Below are 19,527 nucleotides of genomic sequence, written 5' to 3'. Positions count from 1 at the left end.
TGCATCGCAAGTGAACGCAAGCTGACTTGTCCGCTGTACAGTCACTGGCTGGTGGGGTGGCTGCGAACCTGCATGGCCCCCATTCGTCCATCCGATTGCTTTACTTCTGGAGAAAACCTTGACATTCATGAAACCTGCCTTGCTGGGCGGTGTGTTGCTGACCACAGTCCTTTGTGCGCATTCAGCCTCCGACCAGCCCATCAAGATTGGGGAAATCAACAGTTATTCGACGATCCCGCAGTTCACCCTGCCTTACCGCCAGGGCTGGCAGCTTGCCATCGAGGAAATCAACGCCGCCGGTGGCCTGCTGGGCCGCAAGGTCGAGGTGATTGCCCGCGACGACGCCGGCAAGCCCGAGGAAGCACTGCGCCACGCGATTGAACTCACCTCGCGCGAACAGGTCGATGTGCTGGCTGGCGGCTATCTGTCCAACATCGGCCTGGCCCTGGCTGACCATGCGCAGAAGAACAAGCGCCTCTACATCGCCAGCGAACCGCTGACCGACGCCATCGTCTGGGACAAGGGCAACCGCTACACCTTCCGCCTGCGTCCGAGCACCTACATGCAGGCCGCCATGCTGGTCGAGGAAGCCGCAAAAATGCCCGCCAAGCGCTGGGCGACGATTGCGCCCAACTACGAATACGGACAGAGCGCCGTCGCCAGCTTCAAGGAATTGCTCAAGGCCAGGCGGCCTGACGTGGAGTTTGTCGGCGAACAGTGGCCGGCGCTGGGCAAACTGGATGCCGGCACCGCCCTGCAAGCCACCATGCAAAGCAAGCCTGACGCGATTTTCAATGTGACTTTTGGCGCCGACCTGGCCAAGCTGGTGCGCGAAGGCAACCAGCGCGGCATTTTCCCCAAGGTGCCTGTGGTGTCCCTGCTGTCAGGCGAACCGGAGTATCTCGATGTACTGAAGGACGAAACGCCCAAGGGCTGGATCGTCACAGGCTACCCGTGGGACCAGATCGACTCGCGCGAACATGCCAGCTTTGCCGCCAACTACTACCGCCGCTTCAAGGAATACCCGAAGGTCGGCTCGGTGGTCGGCTATTCGACCATGCAGGCGATTTTTGCCGGCATCAAGAAAGCCAACTCGACGGACAACGAAAAGCTGGTCGTTGCGCTGCGCGGCCTGAAATTCAGCACGCCGTTCGGCCCGGCCGAATTCCGCGCCATCGACCACCAATCCACCATGGGTGCCTACGTTGGCAAGCTCGACCTGCGCGGCAACAAGGGCACGATGGTGAACTGGCGCTATGCCGATGGCAAGGCCTACCTGCCCAGCGATGCCTATGTGAAGGCACGCCGTCCCGCCGAAGCCATGAAGTGAAAATTGCTATCAAATAAGTAGCTGCTTGCGCCCGTCCAGTGTGCGCAATAGTCACTTTTTCCTTGAATTTCAGGTTTTCAAGGTATTTGCGTGACGTTTGACGTACTGTGGCAGCAGCGCATCGGCCAGGCGCTGCTCCAGCGGCAGCGGTTCCCCATGCAGACGTGCCGCCAGCAGTTCGGCGCACAGCGCGGCAAAGCTCAGGCCGCGCGAACCCATGCCGCTGCTGACCCATACATCGGGCACGTTTTCCAGCGGGCCCAGCGACGGCAGGCGGCTGGGCGTCGCGCACCGGATACCGGCCCATCCTTGCACCTGATGGCCGTCAAACTGGTTCGCCAGGGCCTGCGCCGCAAGGGGCTGCAGGGTCTGCAGCTTGCAGAAGTTGTGCAGTTCGTCCGCAGGCCGGATCTCACGGCTGCTGCTGTCGCGTTCAAACGTCGAGCCGATCACCCATCCCATACCCTGGTCCAGCGGGACGGCCGGCACCAGACTGCCATGGCCATTGACGGGGAAAGCGGGCATCGCTAGCGCAGTGTGCGGTGTATTCAGGCCCCAGGAGGCTTGGCCGCGAATGGCCTGCAGTGCCAATGCAGGGCCCAAGCCAGCCGATTCTGCGAGCACACCGCTGCCATGGCCTGCCGCCAGCACCACCAGTTCTGCTTGCGCCAGCACCTGCCCTGCTGCATCCAGCACTTGCCACTTATCAGCTTGCCGTACCAGTTGTCGGGCATCGGACTGGCCGCGCCATGTCACGCCCGGCGATGCCAGCCAGACCCGTACCAGGCGCGCCGGTTTGATCCAGCCGGCCCGAACATGCCACAAGGCCGGGGTCTCAGGCGCAAGGCCGCACTGTTTGAGTTGTTCGGCGGTGGCCAGCGTGGTCCAGTCATGTGCGGCATCGGCCAACGGCTGCCCGGCTTGCCATGCGGCAGGCAGCTTGCGTGCATGTTCAATGCAGTGCTCCAGCACGCCGGTAGGGCGCCAGTCTGTGCCGGTTTGCAGCAGCGAATCTGCTTGCTGCAGCATCACCCGGATGCCGCTGCGTGACAGGCGCGACAGCACGCTGTCATCGGGAGAAACATGCGCGGCCAACACACCGGCTGGCAAACCCGACGCGCCAGCGGCTGGCGTGCTGGCCGCATCCAGCACCGTGACCTGCCAGCCGCGCCGCGCCAGGCTGGCCGCCACGGCCGCGCCCGCCAGCCCGGCGCCGATCACGATGCAATCTGCGGGCATGCGGCGCGCGGGCGACAGCCGGGATTTTTTCAGTTCCCATGCCGGCTGGTAATGCCCTTGCAGGTTGTCGCGCCCGGGCGACATGCCGGGGAATTTTTGCACCACAAAGCCGCATTGCGCCAGTGCCTCGCGCACGCTGCGCTCCACCGCCCAGCTTGCCACGCGGGTGCCGCGCCGGCAGCACCTTGCCACGGCCTTGAAGGTGTGGACGTCCCAAATGTCGGGGCTCAGCAGCGGGCTGGAGCCGCCGAGGTAAACCGAATCGGCTTCAAACGCGGCGCCCTGCAGCATGGCCTTGGCATCGCCGATGCATAGCGTCAGCAATACCTGGCCGCCTTCGAAAACGAGCCGGTGCATGCCAGGCAGCAAGCCCCAGAGCTGGTCTTTCAAGGCCTGCGCGAACGAAATCAATTCGGGATGGCTCCAGGCGCTGCGAAACACGTCGTCCGGGCTTGCCGGAAAGGCCTCGGTCGAGACGAAATGCAGCAGGCGAGGGCGTTGCGGGTCGGCCTTCCACGCCGCCCAGGTGACCAGGAAATTCAGCCCCAGGCCAAAGCCGGTTTCCAGCACGCACCATTGCGGCTGGCCGGCCCAGGCTTCGGGCAGCCTGCAGCCTTGGAGGAAAACGGCTTTCGCCTGCTCAAGACCGCCCAGTTCACTGTGGTAACGGTCGCCAAAGCGCGGGCTGTGAGGGCTTTCGCCTGCCGTGCCGTCTGCCAGCCATTCCATGCGCTCGGGCATCTGCCGCGCTCAGGCGCCGGGAGGTGTCGGCGGAACGTAGCCCTGCACCGCATCGGCGCCATCGCCGAAGAAGTGCTTTTCCATTTGCCGCGCCAGGTACTGGCGGGCGCGCGCATCGGCCAGGTTGAGCCGGTTTTCATTCACCAGCATGGTTTGCTGCTTCATCCAGTCGGCCCAGGCCTGCTTGCTGACTTCTTCCCAGATGCGCTTGCCCAGCGGACCCGGGTACGGTGGAAAGTCCAGGCCTTCGGCTTCCTTGCCGAGCTTGATGCAATTGACGAGACGTGCCATGTGAGAAGTTCTTTCTTGCTTTTGAAGTTGGAGAGTTGGAAGCGGAGTTTTTGAATAAAACGATGTTTTATTCGTCTTGAACAGAAACGCCTGAGTCCGGCATCCATTTTGTCCGCGTTCAGCGGGTTTTTCGGATCACGGCGCAAACCCCGGGGTCTTGTCGCCACATTATCAAGCTTTGCCTTCACGCCGCCGTGGCAATGGTTCTGCCCACCTCGGCAGGTGTTGGAAAGGGTCCGCACACCTCCATTGCGGGCTGGCCGCGACGCCTGCCGGGTGCGCACAAAGGCGGTTTGAAAGACCGCGTTGGAAATCAGGATAGTGACTTCATTTGGTTTTAACGGTAAAATGCGGCTCCAACCCAAGACAGGCAAGCGCGAAAAGCTATAGAAAATATAGCGCCAACGTTTGCCGGGCCGGGCTTTCAGGGGCCCGGTAGCCGATCCACCCCTGGTGACGCCGACTGGCAAAGTGCTTGAATTTGGGGAAGGAACCCCCAAATCTGTTACATGAATGCCACCAAACCAAACGCCCGCAAAACCGATCTGACCGTGACCCATGTGCTCGCTCAATTGCTTGAGCGCCTGGAACGCAGCGCGGTGCCTGTCGGCGCCGAACAGTACCGATTGGTCGTGCAGCATCTGGCAAGCGAACTGAGCGAAGTCGAGCCCGGAAGGGCGCTCGCCGCTTTGCTCGACAGCCATCCTGCCGCTGCCGAGCTGTACGAGAACGTTTATTACCAGCATGCTGGGCTTTGCCGCTCGGCGCTGGACGTTTCGCTTGCTGCGGAACTGCAAGCCAAAGAGGTTCTGGACCGCGCGATGCGCCGGGCCATGAACCGTTCCAATCCATCAAACAAGGAAGACCCCACCCATGGCAAGAGCTGACGCTAAAACCGCCGTACTCGCAGACGGCCTGCGCTACAAATCCAAAGTTTCAGGTTCGCCCTTTGCAGCCACCACGTCGTTCGGCGCGGCCACCATGTCTTGCTTCATGTGCGGCAAGCACCGCGCCCGTTCCCTGATGGGCACCCGCAAGGTGCTGGGCAAATCCCAGGCCGTCTGTTCGCCTTCCTGCAAGGGGCTCGATGAAGCGCTTGAGGCCGCCGCCGTTGCATCGGCTGCCGCAGCCGCCGCGTCTGCTGCCTGAGGCCCTGCCCGTTTGCTGGTTAAGTCTGCGGGGGTACTGGGTTTTGCTTGACCCGGTCTTGATTTTCGGAGGGTCTGAGGCGCATAGTGTGCTGTCGTGCATACCTAATTCCTGACAGCCATCGGCAAGCGAGACAGAAAGGGAAACCCGCCATGAATCCCCATTCCAGAACAGCCCCGTTGTTGCAGCCTGACGAGGCCACCGACCATATCTGCGGACTCGCGTCCGCACCGGTCACGCTGATTGAATATGGCGACTTCGCCTGCCCGGCCTGTTGCCAGGCTTACGGCGCGGTGAACATTTTGCGGGCGCATTTTGGCGACCAGCTGCGCTTCGTTTTTCGCCATTTCCCCTTGCGTGAAGTGCATCCGCATGCTGAACTGGCTGCGGAAGCAGCCGAGGCAGCCGGCGCGCAGGGCCGCTTCTGGCCGATGTACGACCTGCTGTTCACCCATGCCCTGCACCTGAAGGAAAAGCATCTGATGGACCATGCCAGTCAGATCGGGCTGGACATGGCACGCTGGCGCAATGAAATGGCCGACCATGTCTACCTCCAGCGGGTGCAGGAGCATGTGCTGGGCGGCAAGCACCTTGGCGTGCGCTCAACGCCGGCGTTTTATGTCAATGGCGTGTTCGTCGACGTGTCCTTCGGACTGCAGCACCTGCATGAGGCGGTGGACAAGGCATTGCTGCTGCGCAGTTGAGCCCAGCCGCCATGAAAGCGCATGCAGTGGACCGATAATGGTGCGCTTCTGAGTCACGTCCGCAAGGGGTGAATCGCATCCAACCCCCATTAGGACCATTCCGTGAGAAAAACATTCCTCCTCAACATCGAAGGCAAGAACCGTGACCGACTGGTCGAGGCCAGCAAGCACGACATCCGCAAGTACGTCAAGCGCGAGCGCAGCCGCGACTTGCCCGCAGGCGTGGATTTCTGGGATTTTGACTGCAAGTTCGGCAGCAACGAAGCCACGGCGGCCGTGGTTCACTTTGCCACGCTCATGGCGCTGATCGACACCGCCGTGCAGGAAGGCGCCGAGCAGTTTTATGTCGAGGTGGTCACCAGGCATGGCCACCGCAGTGTCCGGCCGCAGGGCGCAGAAGCCGCTTCTGCCCGAGAAGAAGATTTCGAATAAACCAGGCCCAAGCCCTCCGACTGCGGGGCTTATTCGCCTTGCGCGGGCTTCAACTGGCCGGCCGCTTCACGCAGCTTGTCCTTTTTGCTCGGGCGCTTGCCCTTGACGCCGCCCACCGACAGCGGATCGGCTGCATTGGGCTGAAGGATTTCAACGGGCTCGAAACCGGCGACCTGTTCGCGCTTCATACCCAGACGCTGGCGCTTTTCGATCAGCCGGAAATGCGCCTCGGTGCCGGCGCTGACAAAACTGATGGCCATCCCGCTTTCACCCGCCCGGCCGGTCCGTCCGATGCGGTGCGTGTAGTCGCTTGACGAGCGCGGCAGGTCGTAGTTGACCACCACCGGCAGCTGAACAATGTCCAGGCCCCGAGCGGCCACGTCGGTAGCCACCACCACCTGCACCCGCTTTTCCTTGAAATCGAGCAGCACCTGGCATCGCTTGCCCTGGCTCAGTTCGCCGTGGAAGGGTTCGGCCTCGATGTCGGCCTTGCGCAGCTTGTCAGCCACGATCTCGGCGGCATGCTTGGTGGCGACGAACACCAGCACCCGGCTCCATTTCTCGGTCTGCACCAGATGGCGCAACAACTGCGTGCGCCGGGTCGGATCGACTTCGATGGCGCGCTGCGCAATGTCGGGCTCGGCTTGCGGCGCGGCCTGCACCTCGATGCGCAAGGGCTCGCGCAGCATGCTGGCGGCCAGCGCTTCGATGGCCGGCGGAAACGTCGCCGAGAAAAACAGGTTCTGGCGTTGCGCCGGCAGCATCTGCAGGATGCGGCCCAGTTCCTCGCCAAACCCGAGGTCGAGCAGCCGGTCGGCTTCATCCAGCACCAGGGTATTGACGGCGTCCAGCGTCAGGGCCTTGTGCTCGATCAGGTCGATCAGCCGGCCCGGGGTGGCGACGATGATGTCGGCGCTGCCGCGCAGGTTCATCATCTGCGGATTGATCGACACGCCGCCAAACACCACGGCAACCTTCAGGCGCTGCGGCAGGTGCTTGGCCAGGCTGACGATGGCTTCGCCCACCTGGGCCGCGAGTTCGCGCGTCGGCACCAGCACCAGGCCGCGAATGCACCGCCGGGCGCCATTAGGCGATTCGGCCAGCCGGTGCAGCAAGGGCAGGGCGAAAGCCGCCGTTTTGCCCGAGCCGGTCTGGGCCGAGGCCACGATGTCGCGGCCTTGCAAAATGGCTGGAATCGCCGCTGACTGGACCGCCGTGGGCGCAAGGTAGCCCATGTCGGCAATCGCGCGCGACAGGACAGGCAGCAGGGCCGGCGAAAAGCCGAGGGATGAAAATGGCATAAAAAAGGTGCTCGGAAAGAAGGCAGAAGCGAAGACGCCGAAAGCCGATTGGGGGCTGCGACCGGTTGTCGCCAGAACCCGCAAGTTTAAGCCCGGCCCTTTCGGCCCCTGTCCGCGATGCCGGCATGCCGGTCGTGCAAGCCGGGAGCGCTTCATTAAGATGCTATTGAATTCATAGCTGCTCGCGCAAAGGGGACGTGCGCAAAAGCCTGTTTTTGCTTGAAATCAGCGCGGATTGCGCTGCTGCCCGCCGGTACGCCGCCCGAACGCAGCGGGTTTTGATACCTCCTGGCGGAGGCGTCCAGCGGGCCAAGCCTCCTCAGACGCTTCTTACCCTGGCTGCGCTGACCAGCCTACGACACCAGCAAGCGGCCTTGGTTAGTGTGGTGGTCTCCATCGGCCCTTTGAACCAAGGAGCAAGCATGCTGGCAATGAATTACCGTGGTCCCTACCGGGTCCGCGCAACGCAAAAATCCGTGCCCTGCATTGAGCATCCGTGTGACGCCATCATCCGCGTCAACCGCGCCTGCATCTGCGGCTCCGACCTGCATCTGTACCACGGGCTGGTGCCCGACACCCGCGTGGTCCCCACCTTTGGCCATGAATTCACCGGCGTGGTGGAAGAAGTGGGCGCGTCGGTGGAAAAGCTGAAGGTCGGCGACCAGGTGCTGGTGCCTTTCAACGTGTTTTGCGGTGCATGCCATTTTTGTCAGTGCGAGCTGTACAGCAACTGCCACAACGTCAACCCCGAAGCCAGCGCGGTGGGCGCCATCTATGGCTATTTACACACCACGGGCGGCTATGACGGTGGCCAGGCCGAATACGTGCGCGTGCCCATGGCCGATGTCGGTCCGCCGGTGATCCTCGCCGACCTGGACCTGGACGATGCGGTCCTGCTGGCCGATTCCTATCCGACCGGCTACCAGGCCGCTGAAATGGGTGACATCGAAGAGGGCGAGACGGTGGTGGTGTTCGGCGCCGGACCGGTCGGGATTTTTGCCGCCAAGTCGGCCTGGCTGCTGGGCGCCGGCCGGGTGATCGTGGTCGAGCATGTGGACTACCGGCTGGAGTTCGTGAAGAACTTTGCCCAGTGCGAAACCGTCAACTTCAAGGAAGTGGACGACATGGCGCTGCACATCAAGAAAATGACCGACTGGATGGGCGCCGATGTGTGCATTGACGCCGTGGGTTGCGAAGCCGCCGGCAACTTTGCCCCGTCACTGACCGGCATCAAGCTCACGCTGCAGGGCGGGGCGGCCACGGTGCTGCACTGGTGCATCAACTCGGTGCGCAAGGGCGGCAAGGTGTCCATCGTCGGCGTGTATGGCCCGACCTTCAACGCGATTCCGATTGGCAATGCAGTCTACAAGGGGCTGACGCTGCGCATGAACCTGGCCAGTGAGTGTCAAGCGCCACCTGCCCCGGCTGATCGAGCACATCCAGGCCGGCCGCATCAAGCCCAGCGAGGTCATCACGCACCGCATGCCGTTCGAGGAAGTGGCCGACGCGTACCACCTGTTCTCCAGCAAGCTCGACAACTGCATCAAGACGGTGCTCGTGCCGCCGCGTGCAATGGCTTCAACCTGAAGGAGGCAACCGACATGGATACCCTCAACAGCCCGCCCGCCAACACCCTCGAAAAGACACCCGAAAAGACACGCGAAGTTCCTGCCCGGTTTGCCCATATCAGAGGCTTGGGCGTCGACCTGGACCATGCCATGCGACCGGCCTATCCCATGGAACGCATGCCGGCCCGGCGACTAGCGGCACATGCGGTAGCCGCCGGTTTCCAGGTGGAAATGGTCACGGTGCACCGCGTTGTAGTCAGGGCCCAGCACGCCGTTGAAAAACCGGCAGGCGCCAGCATGCGCATCGCTCAGCATCAGCGCTTCGGGTCTCGGGGCTGAGCCTTGCGCGGCGCGCGGCCAGGCGTTCAACAGGCTGATCTTCTGGCCGTTTTCCAGTGTGAAGCCGGCAATGTCCAGCGCATTGGCCGTGGCATGCCGGCTTCGCGAGCCGCCCGGCACATCCGGTGACGTGCCTTCGCCCCGGTTGATGTTGCGGCAGGCATAACTGCCCAGGTGGTCAATGGCGGCCACTCGCTGGCCGAAGTGCTGCTGCGCGGCGGCCTGGAGCGCATGCTTTTCCCACATGAAAAATGACAAGGCCATCGGGCAGCTGAGTGACAGCGGCGCGCCGATGCGAACGCCTGCGGTTCTCAAGCGCACCGCATTGTCAAAGCCGCAGCCCGGCGCCGTGGCGCGGTCGGGCAGCACGTCGTACTGCATGCCTGTCCGGCCCAGTGCTGCCAGGCACTGTTCAGGGTCGCTGCGGGCACGTGAGAGTTTGTAGGAGGTCAGCAGGTCCGGCGGCGCCATGACATCAAGCGGCGCCCAGGGGTTCCATCGCTCAGGAACTGTCAGGCGTCCACTGTAGAGCCCATAGCCTGCTGCGGCGACAAGGCTCCACAGAACGATGGCCAGCGCGGGGGACTTGCGCGGCCGGTCAGGCGAGGGGGAAGGAGCAGATGGCAAAGGCATGTTTTTATGGCAAGACAAGGATCAGGACCCGCCTGCCGGCCGATGTCGCCGCCGGCAAGGCCGGGATTCGACTTCATGCATCAGGAATACATTGCCGGATTTGGGACGGATCTGCCGCATTGGTTGCCTGATTGTTTGTATCACGAGGAAACTTGTGCCACCCGTCCTGTCTTTTTGGAATGTGAAAAATCGTCGACGCATGGGTGATGGAGCACGTCTGTCAGGCTGGTGTATTTTGCGTTCCAAGGTTTATGGTGCAGTGGCAGGCCCAAGGTAATGCTGACCCGTGGTTCGCGAAAAGGTTCAAGCCAGATGGCGGGTTGACGCACACCCAGCCGCCAGCGCATGGCTTGACATGCAAGCTGGCAGGCGGGTCAAAGTTTTGTAGACTGAGTGCTTTGAATGAAGTGCACCTCTATGGCCGTTTATAAAAAGACAGAAAAGGGCATGAATGAACTGCTGGCTCCGATTCCCGGCATTGACGCCAGGCTGGTCAGTGTGCTGATTCTGGTCGATGGCTTCCGGGATTCGGACGACGTCAACCGGCTGGCCAAAGCGGTTGACCTGCCGGTCGATGGGCTGGATATTTTGTTCCACGGCGGCTTCATTGACAGGAAGTTCAAGGGCAGTGCTGCACCTGCCGAAGGAAAAATGCCAACTTCCGCCGAGCCGGTGGCGCCTGTGAACGCAACCCCGGCCCGCAAGCTTGAAAGATTCAATGCCTTGTATGCCCACCTGGTCGAGAAAACCAAGGCCTTGCTGGGACTTCGCGGCTTCATCTACCAGCTTCGCATTGAACGGGCATCGACGCTGCTGGAATTGAAAGCTTTGACCGAGCCGATTGGCATGGCAATCGAAAAAAGGCACGGTGTTGAAATTGCGAAGGATTTCATGCGTGAAAGCGAGCGGCTGGCGGTTGCGGCAATTGCCGAGCGTGACATCTAAAGGGTAACCACCCTGACTGACAAAGAGCGCAAAGTAACCGGAGCGAGGGCGGCGTGCTCAAAGCCGGAGTGATGGACACAAATCAGTTCTTGGCAGTCAGGCATGGTGCATGCGCAGAATCTGCGCGATCGGCTATGGTGGCAAAGGCATTGCTCCCTCAAGCGGCTGAGCGCTTTGGCGTGAACCAGGCCATGTGTCGCGGGTGCGTTCGCGCGGCAAGTGGCTGGGCAAGACTGTGGCCTGGCCCGGACTCCGACCCTGGATAGCAAAGCTTTGCCAAGCTCAACGGCTTGCTGTGCAAAGCCCGGAGTCGCACACGCGAAGCGCTCTGCAGCGCTATCGGCCCATCGATTGAACGCTTTGGCAGCCAAGGGTGTGAGCACTTCATTCGCCATTGCGGCTATTCAGTCTGTCACCAACCATTGGATTGCACGCTGATGCCGCAAATCAACCTTGACCCAAGGCCCCTTGGCCGGTTGCTTAAAACGAAGGCGAATGCACTGGGGAGATAAAACCAATCAAATACGTTTTGTAACTTTTATTTCAAAAAGTATTAATTGCTTTAGAGTGGTGGTTGTGTACCTGAAGCGGGGGAATAAAAAACCAAAGAATTAGTCGATACACAAATCCTTGTATGTCCTTCGACCCCGAAATTCCCTTTTTCTTTTTTGATTTCCTCACCGCGACCGCTTGTTCCCGTCACCGCAAGATGAAGGGGGCGCGTTTTTTTCCAAGACACCGCGTTACCGCCAACCCCTAAAGATTCGCCATGAAAAGCCACGCCAGCATGAACCGCATTTACCGACTGGTCTGGAATGCAGCCTTGAATTTATGGGTGGCGGTGGCAGAAAACGCCAAAGGCCGTGGCAAGTCTGGACGTGCCGGCGCCAGCCGTGCCGCCAGTGCGGCAGCGGCTGCCGCACTGGCGCTGTTGGCCCCGCAAGCCTGGGGCGCCGATGCCGCCAACGCTGCCGTGACGGCAGGCGCGGGCAGCATCAGCACGGCCGGCGCCGTCACCACCATCAACCAGGCCAGCCAGCGTCTGGCCATTGACTGGACCCAGCTGTCCACCACCGCCAGCGAAGCGCTGGTGTTTGCCCAGCCCAACGCCCAGGCCATTGCGCTCAACCGCATCACCGGCAGCAGCCCCAGCAGCTTGCTGGGCAGCCTGACGGCCAACGGCCAGGTCTTTTTGCTCAACCCCAACGGCGTGCTGTTCGGGGCCGGCGCGCAGGTCAATGCAGGCGGCCTGGTGGCCTCAACGCTGTCCATGGGCAATGCCGACTTCCTGAGCGGTAACCATGTGTTCAGCAAAGACGCCAGCCAGACCCCTGGCGGCACCGGCGTTGCCACCACCACCAGCACGCGCCCCGGCGTCGTCAACCAAGGCACGCTCAACGCTGCTCCAGGTGGCTACATCGCCTTGCTCGCGCCCGAAGTGCGCAACGAAGGCACCATCGCCGCCACCCTGGGCACGGCCTTGATGGCCGCCGGCAACAAGATCACCCTCAACCTCAACCTCAACAACGGCAGTGTGCTGGGCTACAGCATCGACGAAGGCGCGCTCAAGGCGCTGGCCGAGAACAGGCAACTGATTCAGGCCGATGGCGGGCAGGTCATTTTGTCGGCCCGGGCCGCTGATGCGCTGTCCCGCGCCACGGTCAACAACACCGGCATCATTGAAGCCAACACCCTGCAAACCATCGCCGGGCGCATTGTGCTGGCCGCAGACGGCGGGTTGCTCAGCAGCACAGGCACCTTGAAGGCGCAAGGCACGCGCACCGGCGACAAAGGCGGCAGCATCGGCATCAGCGCCGGTTTCACCTCGCTGGGCGGCACGGTGGCCGCCGACGGCGTGGCGCAAGGCGGCAGTGTCACCGTCAACACCGGCGGTCTGTCGCTGTCCGACCAGATCAGCGCCACTTCGGCACAGGGCCAGGGCGGCAGCGTCAGCTTGAGCGCCACCGGGCAATCCCAGGAAATCAGCGGCTCGCGTATTGACGTGTCGGGCGCACAGGGCGGCAGTATCAGCCATGTGGCCGGTGGCGGCGTGCTCAGTTCGGGCGCTTATCTGGCCCAGGGCAGCGCCGGCAGCGGCGGGCGCATTGACATCTCGGGTTACAGCGTGCGCCTGCTGTCGGCCACAGCCGACGCGTCGGGCGCCACCGACGGCGGCCTGGTGCGCCTTGGCGGCAGCTTTCAGGGCGGCAAAAGCCCCCAGGCCGCGCCCGAGCTCCTGGAAGGCTTCGTCACCCGCTGGGGCACGGCACCCACACTGGTCAATGCCCAAAAAACATTGGTCAACGACAGCACCTTCATCGATGTCAGCGCCCAGACCGGGCGCGCCGGCACGGCCATTGTCTGGTCCGACCAGCAAACCACCATGGTCGGCAACGTGCGCGCCACGGGTGCCCAGGCCGACGGTTTTGTGGAGCTGTCCAGCGCCCGCGACCTGCGCCAGGTCAGCTTGCCTGCCGTAGACATCGGCAGCGGCCATTTGCTGCTCGACCCCCAAAACATCATCATCGGCGACGCCGCTACGGTGTCGGGCTGGAGCTACCAGGCAGTGCTGGGCAAGGGCTACGCGCCGCCGGCCAACAACAACGTTGGCAGCCTGGATGGGAGTGACCAATTTGGCACCAGCGTGGCGCTGAACGCAGCTGGCAACCGGCTGGCAGTAGGAGCTATTGGCGATGACAGCAATACCAACGCAGTAAGCAACAGCGGCGCGGTGCACCTGTTCAGCTTTACGGACAACAACTTCAGTGGCGGTACCCTGCAAGCCACGGTGGGCAAAGGTTATACCGGCGGCAAGAATATTGACGTCAGCAGCCTGGAGGTCAATGACAATTTCGGTATCAGCGTGGCGCTGAACGCCGCCGGTGACCGGTTGGCGGTGGGTGCACACAATGACGATGGCAATGGCAACACAGCCACCGATATTGGCGCCGTGCGCCTGTTCAGTTTTACCGACAACAGCTTTGCCGGCGGCACCTTGCAGGCCACGCTGGGCCGGGGTTATACCGGCGGTAAAAACGTCGATGTCGGCCTTTTGGACGCGGGCGACAATTTTGGGTATAGCGTGGCACTGAACGCCGCCGGTGACCGCCTGGCGGTGGGTGCCCGGCTGGATGACGGCAATGGCAACACGGCTGTCAACAGTGGTGCGGTGCACCTGTTCAGCTTTACCGATACCAGTTTCACCGGCGGTGTTTTGCAGGCCACGCTGGGCCGGGGGTATACCGGCGGCAAAAACGTTGATGTCAGCGCATTTGGAAACGATGATGAAAGTGGGTTCGGCGTGGCGCTGAATGCCGCTGGCGACCGCCTGGCGGTGGGTGCGCGCTACGACGATGGCGTCACCAACGCCGTGAGCAACAGCGGCGCAGTACACCTGTTCAGTTTTACCGACAACAACTTCAGCGGCGGCGCCCTGCAGGCCACGCTGGGCCGGGGCTATACCGGTGGCAAAAATATCGATGTCACCAGCCTGGAGGTGAACGACACTTTTGGTAACAGCGTCGGCCTCAATGCCGCCGGTGACCGGCTCGCAGTGGGTGCGTTGGGTGACGATGGCAACGGCAACACGTTCACCAACAGTGGCGCGGTGCACCTGTTCAGTTTTACCGACAACACCTTCAGTGGCGGCACTTTGCAGGCCACGCTGGGCCGGGGTTACACCGGCGGCAAGAACGTCGATGTCAGCAGCCTGGACGCAAATGACCAGTTCGGCATTAGCGTGGCGCTCAACGCCACCGGCGACCGGCTGGCGGTCGCGGCTAACTTGGACGACGGCAATGGCAACGCCGCTGGCGACAGCGGCGCGGTGCACCTGTTCAGTTTCACCGATACCAGCTTTGCCGGCGGCATCCAGCAAGCCACGCTGGGCCGGGGTTATGTGGGCGGCAAAAACATCGATGTGCGCAACTTTTACAGCGGCGACAAGAGCGTCAATGTGGGCAGTTTGGAGGGGAGTGATTTCTTCGGTTTCAGCGTGGCGCTGAATGCGGCGGGTGACCGGCTGGCTGTCGGGGCAATGGGTGATGATGGCTATGGCAACGTCGCCACCGATAGCGGTGCAGTGCGCCTGTACAGCTTTGCCGACAACAACTTCAGCGGCGCCAGCCTGCAGGCCACGCTGGGCAAGGGCTACTCCGGTGGCAAAAACGTCGACGTCACCAGCTTGGAGGCGGGTGACAATTTTGGGAGCGATGTGGCGCTGAATGCGGCTGGTGACCGGCTTGCGGTCGCGGCCCGATCTGACGATGGCAATGACAACTTGGCCACCGACAGCGGCGCCGTGCGCCTGTTCAGCTTCACCGACAACACCTTCAGCGGCGGCACCCTGCAGGCCACGCTGGGCCGGGGCTACACCGGCGGCAAGAACATTGATGTCAGCAGCGTGCAGGGCAGCGGCGGCGTGGCGCTGAATGCGGCCGGTGACCGGCTGGCTATGGAATCTGGCTCTGACGGCGGCAATGACAACTTGGCCATCAACAGCGGCGCAGTGCGACTGTTCAGTTTCACCGACAACACGTTCAGCGGCGGCAGCCTGCAGGCCACCATTGGCCGCGGCTACACCGGCGGTAAAAATATTGACGTCAGCGGCTTGGAGGCGGGTGACAGTTTTGGGGGCAATGTGGCCTTGAATGCGGCCGGTGACCGGCTGGCCGTCGGTGCTCAGGGTGATGATGGCTTTGGCAATGCTGTCACCGACAGTGGTGCGGCGCGCCTGTTCAGTTTCACCGACAACACGTTTGGCGGCGGCAGCCTGCAGGCCACGCTGGGCCAGGGCTACACCGGCGGCAAAAACATTAATATCAGCACCCTCGGCGGAACTGACAACTTCGGTATCGTCGCGCTGAATGCGGCGGGCGACCGGCTGGCAGTCGCCGCCCGCCGCGACGACGGCAATGTCAACCAGACGGCTGACAGCGGCGCGGTGTACCTGTTCAGCTTTGCCGACACCAATTTCACCAGTGGCACCTTGGAGGCCACGGTAGGGCGAGGCTACACCGGTGGTAAAAACATTGATGTCAGCAGCCTGGACGGTGGTGACCGATCCGGCACCAGCGTGGCCCTGAATGCGGCCGGGGACCGGCTGGCGGTTGGCGCTATTTTTGATGACGGCAGTGGCAATACCGTCAGCAACAGCGGCGCGGTGTACCTGTACAGCTTCACCGACAACACCTTCAATGGTGGCGTCTAGCAGGCCATGCTGGGCAAAGACTACACCGGCAGTAAAGATGTTCATGTCACCAGCCTAAAGGCCAATGATGCTTTCGGCAGCAGCGTGGCTCTGAATGCGGCTGGTGACCGGCTGGCGGTTGGGGCTTATGCGGATGCCGGCAATGGCAATGTCGCTGCCTACAGCGGCGCAGTGCGCCTGTTCAGCTTTGCCGACACCAACTTCAACGGCGTCACCCTGCAGGCCACACTAGGCAAGGGCTATACCGGCGGCAAGAACGTCGATGTCACCAGCCTGGAGACGGGTGACCAATTCGGCATCAGCCTTGCCCTGAATGCAGCCGGTGACCGCCTGGCGGTAGGTGCTCGCGGTGACGCGGGCAATGGCAATGTCGCGGCCAACAGCGGCGCAGTCCACCTGTTCGGCTTTACCGACACCACCTTCACCGGCGGCAGCCTGCAGGCCACTCTGGGCCTGGGCTACACCGGCGGCAAAAACGTCGGTGTCAGCAGCCTGGAGGCGGGTGACCAATTCGGCACCAGCGTGGCCCTGAACGCAGCCGGAGACCGGTTGGCCGTCGGGGCGCATTTTGATGACGGCAATGGCAACACAGCCAGCGACAGCGGCGCGGTGCGCCTGTTCAGCTTTACCGACACCGGCTTTGCCGGCGGCAGCCTGCAGGCCACGCTGGGCAAGGGCTACACCGGCGGCAAAAACGTCGATGTCAGCAGCCTGGAGGCGAATGATGAATTTGGCGTGAGCGTTGCCTTGAATGCGGCTGGTAACCAGCTGGCCGTCGGTGCCCGTTACGATGACGGCAATGCCAACCTGTCCAGCAACAGCGGCGCTGTGCACCTGTTCAGTTTTACTGACAGCAACTTTACCGGCGGCAGCCTGCAAGCCACGCTGGGCAAGGGCTACACCGGCGTTAATAACGTCAATGTCAGCAGCCTGGACGCGGGTGATTCGTTCGGTAACAGCGTGGCGCTGAATGCGGCCGGTGACCGGCTGGCCATCGGCGCTTTTGGCGACGACGGCAGTGGCAGCGTCGCCACCGACAGCGGCGCAGTGTATGTGTTCAGCGCCGAATCAGGGTCTGGCCCTTACCCCGGGCGCTCCCTGAGCTATGGCGCCCATGCCGAGCAAAGCCTGACGGTGTCGGCCGCCGACCTGCGAGCCCAGCTGGCCAGTGGCGCCAGCGTGACGCTGCAAGCGAGCAACGACATCACCGTCAATTCAACGGTAGCCGCTCCAGTGGGCTCAACTGGCGGCGCGTTGAGCCTGCAGGCCGGGCGAAGCATCGCGATCAATGCAGACCTGCGCACGCAAGGCGGCAACCTCACATTGACAGCGAACGACACGGCCGCCAATGGCGTGGTGGACGCCTACCGCGCCGCGGGCCCGGCCAGCATCACCATGGCTGACGGCACCACGCTCGATGCCGGCACCGGCAGCGTCAGCATCTCGGTGCGCAGTGGCGCGGGCAACACCCACAACACGCCGGGCGACATCACGCTGGCCAGCATCAACGCGGCCAGCTTGGGGGTCGATTCGGTCAATTTGAGCGCCACGGCATTGGCCGGCAACAAGGTCTATGACGGCAACACCAGCGCCACACTGGGCACGCCAACAGTGATCGGCCTGGCCTTTACCGCGTCCAGCAACCTGTTGCGGCCTGCCGTGACCGCCAGTTTTGCCGACAAAAACGCGGGCACGGCCAAAACGGTCACCAGCACGCCGTTGCAGGTGACCGGCTTCAACGGCGCCGCCACCAGCAACTTGCTGAACAGCGGCGCCGAGGTAAAAGCCACCGGCAGCGCCGACATCAGCGCCAAAGCCGTGAGCGTGGCCGGCATGGCCACCAGCGGCAAGGTCTACGACGGCACCACCGCGGCAGCGCTCACCGGCGGCGCGGTGGCCACCGGCATCGCCGGCGAGGCACTGGGCCTGACCGGCCAGACCGGCACGTTTGCCGACAAGAACGCCGGCGCCGGCAAACCCGTCACCGTCACCGGCACCACGCTGGCCGACGGCACGGGCGGCCTGGCGTCCAACTACATCCTCTCGGCCCAACCCATCGTGGCCAGCGCCGACATCAGCGCCAAAGCCATGAGCGTGGCCGGCATGGCCGCCAGCGGCAAGGTCTACGACGGCACCACCGCGGCAGCGCTCACCGGCGGCGCGGTGGCCACCGGCATCGCCGGCGAGGCACTGGGCCTGACCGGCCAGACCGGCACGTTTGCCGACAAGAACGCCGGCGCCGGCAAACCCGTCACCGTCACCGGCACCACGCTGGCCGACGGCACGGGCGGCCTGGCGTCCAACTAGATCCTCTCGGCCCAACCCATCGTGGCCAGCGCCGACATCAGCGCCAAAGCCGTGAGCGTGACGGCCAATGACGCCAACAAGCTGCTCAATGGCTTTGCCTATTCGGGCGGAAATGGCGTGGTTTATGGCGGCCTCGCAGCCGGCGACACCAGTGCTGCGCTGGGGGGCAGTTTGACTTACACCGGCTCGTCCCAGGGGGCCATTGCTTCAGGAAGCTACGCCATCACACCGGCAGGGCTGCGCGCTGATAACTACACACTTGTGTATACCAACGGTGCCTTGACAATCGTCCCAATCACCGCAGCGATCACTGCACTGGGCGGGCCGGCACTGGTGGGCGCTTACGACAGCGCGCTGACGGATGTGTCAGCCGCACCAGAGGTCCAGCGGGTCGATGACAACGGCAACAACCGTAACAAGGTCAATAGCCAGGAAAATGGCAAAACCGCAACACAGTGGGGCAGTCACAAGGCTACTTTGGTGAACTGTGGTGTGTCGATGCCAGCGGGCGTCAACACCACCACCTGTCAGTAAGCTGGCCGTTCTAGGCAGGCACTTGAAGCTTGCAAACTATATTTTTTTCTATCTTTACCCTTCGAGTGATTACTCCGCCATGATTTTGTCTTCATCCAAGCACCGCTCGCGCATACATGTTTTGACTCCGGTAGCGCTGGCGCTTTGCGTACTTTGCCAAGGTGCTTGGGCGCAAACCGCGCCGGCCCCGGATACAGGCAGCGTTTTGCGTGAGTTGCTGGCACCGCCAGTGTTGTCCGCACCCCAGGCGTCGCCTTTGCAGCGCCTGGACTGACCGTCCGCAGTGCCCTCAAAGGACGAAGCCCGGGCGCTGGTCAAAGCCATCGTCATCACGGGGAACCAGGAGTTGCCCACGGCTGAGTTGCAAGCGCTGGTGGCCGGCTTGCCCGGCACAGAGCAGACCTTGAGCCAGCTCAATGCCGCGGTCAAGCGCATCACCGCCTATTACCGCGAGCGCGGCTTTGCGGTGGCCAGGGCCTACCTGCCCGCCCAGGACATTACCGGCGGCACGGTCACCATCGGCATTGTTGAGGGTCGCATTTCCCGTTACCAAATCAACAACCAGGCCCGGCTTTCGGAAGCGCGGGCCGATGCTTTCTTTGCCCGGATCAAGGAGGGCGACGTCATCAGGTCGGCCCAGATTGACCGTGGCTTGCTGCTTTTGCAGGACACCCCGGGGGTGGCCGCTTCAAGGGCGACCCTGCAGCCTGGCCCCGGGTGTCAGAATTGTTGTCGCATCCAATTCTTTGATGGCTAACTGCCCGACAGCTTCATTTCATGACCAGAACACCGCATTCACATCACT

The 19,527-nt window shown here is 62.7% G+C and carries 14 protein-coding genes and 1 pseudogene; 11 read left to right on the top strand and 4 right to left on the bottom strand.

The genetic code is table 11. From position 1 onward, the window contains the following. Positions 1-127: 127 nt before the first annotated feature. Positions 128-1,330 (top strand): ABC transporter substrate-binding protein, encoded by a 1,203-nt coding sequence (locus IWX85_RS18070; RefSeq protein WP_196870680.1) that lies wholly within the window; start codon positions 128-130, stop codon positions 1,328-1,330. Between the two features lie 69 nt (positions 1,331-1,399). On the opposite strand, the gene mnmC is transcribed toward IWX85_RS18070, so the two are convergent. Together mnmC and IWX85_RS18060 are read right to left on the bottom strand one after the other, a co-directional pair. Then, a complete protein-coding gene (gene mnmC, locus IWX85_RS18065; RefSeq protein ID WP_196870674.1) occupies positions 1,400-3,310 on the bottom strand; it encodes an FAD-dependent 5-carboxymethylaminomethyl-2-thiouridine(34) oxidoreductase MnmC in 1,911 nt (636 codons plus the stop codon). 9 nt (positions 3,311-3,319) lie between these two features. Further along, a complete protein-coding gene (locus tag IWX85_RS18060; RefSeq protein WP_036811182.1) occupies positions 3,320-3,601 on the bottom strand; it encodes an oxidative damage protection protein in 282 nt (93 codons plus the stop codon). 509 nt (positions 3,602-4,110) lie between these two features. Between IWX85_RS18060 and IWX85_RS18055 the strand changes: the two genes are divergently transcribed. From IWX85_RS18055 to IWX85_RS18040, 4 genes are all read left to right on the top strand, one after another. Continuing rightward, entirely contained in the window at positions 4,111-4,488 is a 378-nt protein-coding gene (locus IWX85_RS18055; protein ID WP_036811186.1) for a hypothetical protein, read from the top strand. Beyond that, positions 4,475-4,750 carry a hypothetical protein gene (locus IWX85_RS18050; RefSeq protein WP_036811189.1) on the top strand — a complete coding sequence of 92 codons (276 nt, stop codon included), beginning with the start codon at positions 4,475-4,477 and terminating at the stop codon, positions 4,748-4,750. Before IWX85_RS18055 ends, IWX85_RS18050 begins: the two co-directional genes overlap by 14 nt. A 152-nt stretch (positions 4,751-4,902) precedes the next feature. Beyond that, a complete protein-coding gene (locus tag IWX85_RS18045; RefSeq protein WP_051984396.1) occupies positions 4,903-5,454 on the top strand; it encodes a thioredoxin domain-containing protein in 552 nt (183 codons plus the stop codon). 102 nt (positions 5,455-5,556) lie between these two features. Beyond that, positions 5,557-5,886, top strand: a complete 330-nt coding sequence (locus IWX85_RS18040; RefSeq protein WP_196870673.1) for a DUF6172 family protein — start codon at positions 5,557-5,559, stop codon at positions 5,884-5,886. Between the two features lie 29 nt (positions 5,887-5,915). Here IWX85_RS18040 and IWX85_RS18035 read toward each other — a convergent pair whose 3' ends face one another. Further along, a complete protein-coding gene (locus IWX85_RS18035; protein ID WP_196870672.1) occupies positions 5,916-7,187 on the bottom strand; it encodes a DEAD/DEAH box helicase in 1,272 nt (423 codons plus the stop codon). Positions 7,188-7,609: 422 nt separating this feature from the next. On the opposite strand from IWX85_RS18035, the pseudogene IWX85_RS18030 reads away from it, so the two are divergent. After that, positions 7,610-8,774: pseudogene (locus IWX85_RS18030) on the top strand (zinc-dependent alcohol dehydrogenase). A gap of 173 nt (positions 8,775-8,947) precedes the next feature. On the opposite strand, the gene IWX85_RS18025 reads toward IWX85_RS18030, so the two are convergent. Next, positions 8,948-9,727 carry an extensin family protein gene (locus tag IWX85_RS18025; RefSeq protein WP_081932721.1) on the bottom strand — a complete coding sequence of 260 codons (780 nt, stop codon included), beginning with the start codon at positions 9,725-9,727 and terminating at the stop codon, positions 8,948-8,950. Positions 9,728-10,174: 447 nt separating this feature from the next. Here IWX85_RS18025 and IWX85_RS18020 point away from each other — a divergent pair, with 447 nt between their 5' ends. The 5 genes from IWX85_RS18020 to IWX85_RS18000 all read left to right on the top strand — a co-directional run bounded on the left by IWX85_RS18020 (position 10,175) and on the right by IWX85_RS18000 (position 19,479). Continuing rightward, positions 10,175-10,672 (top strand): hypothetical protein, encoded by a 498-nt coding sequence (locus IWX85_RS18020; RefSeq protein ID WP_196870671.1) that lies wholly within the window; start codon positions 10,175-10,177, stop codon positions 10,670-10,672. A gap of 769 nt (positions 10,673-11,441) precedes the next feature. After that, the gene (locus tag IWX85_RS18015) at positions 11,442-15,881 is read left to right on the top strand and encodes a filamentous hemagglutinin N-terminal domain-containing protein (protein WP_196870670.1); all 4,440 of its coding nucleotides are present in this window, start codon (positions 11,442-11,444) and stop codon (positions 15,879-15,881) included. A gap of 6 nt (positions 15,882-15,887) precedes the next feature. After that, positions 15,888-18,188, top strand: coding sequence for an S-layer family protein (locus tag IWX85_RS18010; RefSeq protein WP_196870669.1), 2,301 nt, complete (start codon positions 15,888-15,890; stop codon positions 18,186-18,188). Between the two features lie 21 nt (positions 18,189-18,209). Continuing rightward, on the top strand, positions 18,210-18,722 hold the full coding sequence (locus IWX85_RS18005; protein ID WP_196870668.1) for an MBG domain-containing protein: 513 nt from the start codon (positions 18,210-18,212) through the stop codon (positions 18,720-18,722). A gap of 283 nt (positions 18,723-19,005) precedes the next feature. Then, complete coding sequence (locus tag IWX85_RS18000) at positions 19,006-19,479, top strand: ShlB/FhaC/HecB family hemolysin secretion/activation protein (protein WP_196870667.1); 474 nt, start codon at positions 19,006-19,008, stop codon at positions 19,477-19,479. Positions 19,480-19,527 lie beyond the last annotated feature (48 nt).

The organism is Polaromonas sp. CG_9.11 (assembly GCF_015752225.1).
Classification (GTDB): domain Bacteria; phylum Pseudomonadota; class Gammaproteobacteria; order Burkholderiales; family Burkholderiaceae_C; genus Polaromonas.
This window is presented reverse-complemented; position numbering and strand designations above follow the sequence as displayed.